Annotated in this window: 4 protein-coding genes; 2 read left to right on the top strand and 2 right to left on the bottom strand. The window is 48.3% G+C overall.

Translation table 11 applies throughout. The features are described 5' to 3' along the window. Positions 1-208 precede the first annotated feature (208 nt). On the bottom strand, positions 209-1,492 hold the full coding sequence (locus AC5V8P_RS23960; protein ID WP_063211270.1) for an AAA family ATPase: 1,284 nt from the start codon (positions 1,490-1,492) through the stop codon (positions 209-211). Further along, positions 1,492-2,949 carry an RtcB family protein gene (locus AC5V8P_RS23955; protein ID WP_064796870.1) on the bottom strand — a complete coding sequence of 486 codons (1,458 nt, stop codon included), beginning with the start codon at positions 2,947-2,949 and terminating at the stop codon, positions 1,492-1,494. The genes AC5V8P_RS23960 and AC5V8P_RS23955 overlap by 1 nt, the downstream gene beginning before the upstream one ends. A 541-nt stretch (positions 2,950-3,490) precedes the next feature. On the opposite strand from AC5V8P_RS23955, the gene AC5V8P_RS23950 reads away from it, so the two are divergent. Together AC5V8P_RS23950 and AC5V8P_RS23945 are read left to right on the top strand one after the other, a co-directional pair. Further along, a complete protein-coding gene (locus AC5V8P_RS23950; RefSeq protein WP_016818694.1) occupies positions 3,491-3,820 on the top strand; it encodes an ArsR/SmtB family transcription factor in 330 nt (109 codons plus the stop codon). A 29-nt stretch (positions 3,821-3,849) separates the two neighbouring features. Then, the coding region (locus AC5V8P_RS23945; protein ID WP_495473942.1) for a SulP family inorganic anion transporter at positions 3,850-4,163 on the top strand (314 nt) is incomplete at its 3' end.

The raw sequence follows: 4,163 nt of genomic DNA, 5'->3' as shown, positions 1-4,163 counted from the left end.
AGGAGGCAGACATGCAACAAAAAGACACACTACTCCCGTCAACGAGGCAATGATCTTATTGTGAATCCCCAAAAGCCTACACTAATCCTATCCAGAAAATTCGTTTTGGAAATAGGATTAGTAGATCATTGGCTTAAGGTCACCCTTTCGGTACTTTATTGTTAATCAGTGTAACATAAATTTCATAATGAGGCAATAAAAGGGTGGATCAAAAGAACCCGACTCGTCCTTCGGAGGCATTTTTTAGCCAATCCTGCTTGCGGCTTTTATCAAGCTCGCCTCGCATGCCCTTAATAATCAGCTCAATATCGGCTTTTCCTTGCTCATGCCATTCCAGCGCCGTACTGACATACAGTTCTCCGAGCTGAGCCAGGGAGAAGCCGTCCGTCATCGCAGCTGCCTTCTGTGTACCTGTCTCACCTGCAAAAACAAGGAAGTTACGCAGCTTGAGATACGCGAGTCGCAGCTCTTCGTCAGGCAAACTGATTTCATAAGCCCGATCGAAGCGGCCCGCCCGGTTCATCAGACCTGGGTCGATTTTTTCGGGATAATTGGTCGTTCCGATCAGGAAGATGCCCTCCTTGGATGTAGCGCCGTCGAGCGTATTCAGGAAAAAGGAACGCACCTCCTGAGGCATGGAATCGATGTCCTCAATGACCAGCACCATCGGCGCCAGGCGAGTCGCTGCCTCAAACACCTCTTTGACCGATTCACTGGTTGTATATTCTGTAATTTGCCAGTAAGCGGCCGGACCCGGTACACTGCTGGCAATAGATTTCACAAGAGTTGTTTTACCGTTGCCCGGATGGCCGTATAGCAGAATCCCACGCTTGTAAGGGATGTTATAAGTCTGATAGAAGGTACGATCTGCTTCAAAAAACTGATCGAGTGATCGGAAGATATCCCGCTTGATTTCCGCTTTCAAAATCACATCATCCCGAGTAATGGCACGGGTTATCGGCTCTGCCTGCCGGGAGAGTCCTCGGCTTGTATCGGTGAAGACGGTGACACGCTTCATATTTTGCTTGCGTTCACGCCCGCGTACGCCTGCGAGGAAGCTTTGCAGCTCCTGGTCGCCTGTAGCAAATACGTAATCTTCATTGTATACGCCATTCTCACGGAAAAAGGGAACTCGTGCCAGTGCGATCCCCCACTTGGGATAGGCAAATACATTATTACGCATCGACAGATGCACACCGTATTCAGGAGTCGGTCCGTCATCGTCATACTGGATAGTGCGTTCCTCCAAACGATCGAAGACTCGTGCCACATGCTCCAGCTCAGGGCTGCCTGAACGAATATCCTCCTCTAGCAGATCCCAATATTCAATATTGGGATCGTCGCTGGCATACAGCTCGTATTTTACGCCGTAGCGGTTATAAAGTGCTTCACTGATACCGTCGATCAGACGGGCATAAGCAGCATAACCGGTAATGCGTCCATCTGTACGTTCGTCAAATTCATAAATAGCTGGGGTGTCTATACTCAACATTATTTTGCTCCTTTCAGGGCGGCCAGCGGTTTGCATTTGGCTACAACAGCTGCGAGTCCTGCCCCGGTAACACTTTCGATAATATCATCTACATTTTTGTAGGCTTGTGGAGATTCGTCGATAATACTCTCCAGAGAGGCCTGGTTCACCACAATTTCGTCGTCCGTCCCTACACCCAGGGCGCCTGCAAAATCGTCTACACTCACGAGCCGTTTGGTCGCAGAACGTGAGCGAATACGGCCTGCTCCATGACAAATGGAGTGAAAGTTATCCTGACCGCCCGGTAAACCTACCATAATATAAGAGGCAGTCCCCATCGAACCAGGGATCAGTGCCGGATGCCCTGTCGCCTGATAGGGTCGCGGATTGTCGGGGTGTCCTGCTGGAAGCGCGCGCGTCGCACCTTTACGATGTACAAACACGCTGCCATGATCCGGATGGGACTCATCCCAAGCATAATTGTGCATCAGATCGTACAGAGTGCGCAACTCGCACTTTGTACCAAAGACATCGCGGAAGGCTTCTCGCACGGAGTATGCAATCAGATGTCGGTTCACCACAGCATAATTCAGCGCTGAGTACATCATATTCACATAATGTGCTGCCTCGGGATGATCCAGCGGTGCGAATACCAGTCTCGGGTCGGAGGTGCCTAGACCGAGACGACTCATCGCTTTGGCAATGGCAGATGAACTGGCCTGGCTGACTGCTCCACCCCAAGCGCGTGATCCCGAATGAATCATCACAGCCACTTGACCATCGAACATCCCCCAAGCTTCAGCGATTTCTCTATTTTCTTCCGCAATTTCAATCGCCTGAATTTCGACGAAATGATTGCCTCCACCCAGCGTGCCCAGCTGCCGATGAGCGCGGTGCCAAGTACGGTCTTCGACGAGATTCAACACTTCCTCGTCAAAGGAGAACTTACTGTGCTCTACATGGGTCAGTGAGGTGGATTTTTTAGGAGTGTAGCTATCCGGAATATATTTATTAGGCAAGCCATGCAGGCCTTTGCGTACAATATGCTCCAGTCGTATATCCGAATAATGTCCGCGTTGGTGGGCTTCCATCGGCAAGTATTTGTCGATCGTCTTAACCAACTTGCGGCGCAGCTTGATTTCCTTCAAAGCATCCTTGTGCAGATTGGTCAGGTGTACGCGCATGCCGCAGCCGATATCGCTTCCGACGATGGAGGGAGATACATAGCCGTCTTCCATCCCCCATACCGCAGTTGTACCGATGCAGGTTCCGACGCCTACATGTACATCCGGTGTGTATCCCATATAGCGGATACCTGGAATTTGTAAATTGTTATTAGCCATCTCGAACACTTTGTAATCAAGTGAGGCGAAAAGTTGCTGCGAAGCGTACACCGTCAGATCCCCAGCTGGAAGCTTCATCAGGTGACTGTATGGTCCTTCAGGAAAAAATGAGTCGGTCGTAGATTGTGTATTCATAATAAATGGGTAGTTCCCTTCTTCATGTAAATTCATAACATCGTATAGAAAGATTAAAAAAACAAAAAAAGCCGCAGACTTGTCGTCTACGGCTTCCTGCACCGAAAGTGTCATTACATTTTATGATCAATACATCATAAAAACATAAATAACCTGTTCTTTCAATAGCATACAAAATTAAAAAAGCCTGGTTCATCACGCCGCCAGACAGCGTGATACCCCCATCATGTCGCCCGAACGGGGCCGATGAGACGAAATTTTGAATATATGATTGGATCATGCTGACTAATCGTCATTAGCGTGTAAAGCTTGGTCATGTCTGTCGGCCCCCTTTTCTTAAAGTTAATTGCTATGTTAATGGAAAGCTGTGGAAGCTGTCAACCCCAAAAGATAAAAGGGTGAAAAATGTGACTATGCGCATGGTGAAGTGTGAGCAACATCATAGTTCAATTGACCCAAAGCTGTTATTGTACTGAATATTCAAATATTCAGATATTGTTGATCGTTATGGAAACAATTCTGTGAAGGGGGACGGCGCAGCATGGAAGGAGATCTCCAGAAGTTTAAGGCTGATTTTTTCAAAGCATTGGCTCACCCTCTGCGCATCCGCATTTTGGAGGTGCTGAGTGAAGGGGAACGGAATGTGAACGAGCTGCAGACTGCGCTTGGTTCCGAAGGTTCTGCCGTATCGCAGCAATTGGCTGTTTTACGGGCTAAAAATTTGGTGAACAGCTTCAAGGAAGGCACAACGGTCGTGTATTCACTACGTGATCCGCTCTTAACGGAGCTGCTAGCGGTGGCGCGGCAAATTTTTGACAATCATTTAGTCGAAGCGATCTCGTTGCTGGAAGGCATACGTAACGAGAAGTAATGCTACTACAGAAAAGAAGGGTTACAGGGATGAAGTGGAGAGGAAGGTTTGAAGGCTATAACGCAGGGGCTTTACGAAAGGATTTAATTTCTGGAAGCATCGTAGCGATTGTGGCGATCCCGCTCGGTATGGCGTTCGCCATTGCATCGGGGGTAAAGCCGGAATATGGTCTGTACACAACCATCATAGCGGGAATTTTGATTTCACTGCTGGGGGGGTCTAAATTTCAGATCGGAGGCCCTACAGGCGCGTTTATTCCGATTTTGCTCGCTATAGTCATGCAGTACGGCTATGAGAATTTACTGATAGCTGGTTTTATGGCAGGTATTATACTCATTTTAAT

The sequence above is a fragment of the Paenibacillus sp. N119s genome (assembly GCF_059447605.1).
The sequence above is the reverse complement of the archived record's forward strand: the minus strand, read 5'-3'. Positions and strand labels throughout refer to the sequence as shown.

What these genes read in the sequence shown, in the direction of transcription:
- AC5V8P_RS23950 (WP_016818694.1), top strand. Translation starts at nt 3,491, where the DNA reads ATGGAAGGAGATCTCCAGAAGTTTAAGGCTGATTTTTTCAAAGCATTG.
- AC5V8P_RS23960 (WP_063211270.1), bottom strand. Translation starts at nt 1,492, where the DNA reads ATGTTGAGTATAGACACCCCAGCTATTTATGAATTTGACGAACGTACA.
- AC5V8P_RS23955 (WP_064796870.1), bottom strand. Translation starts at nt 2,949, where the DNA reads ATGAATACACAATCTACGACCGACTCATTTTTTCCTGAAGGACCATAC.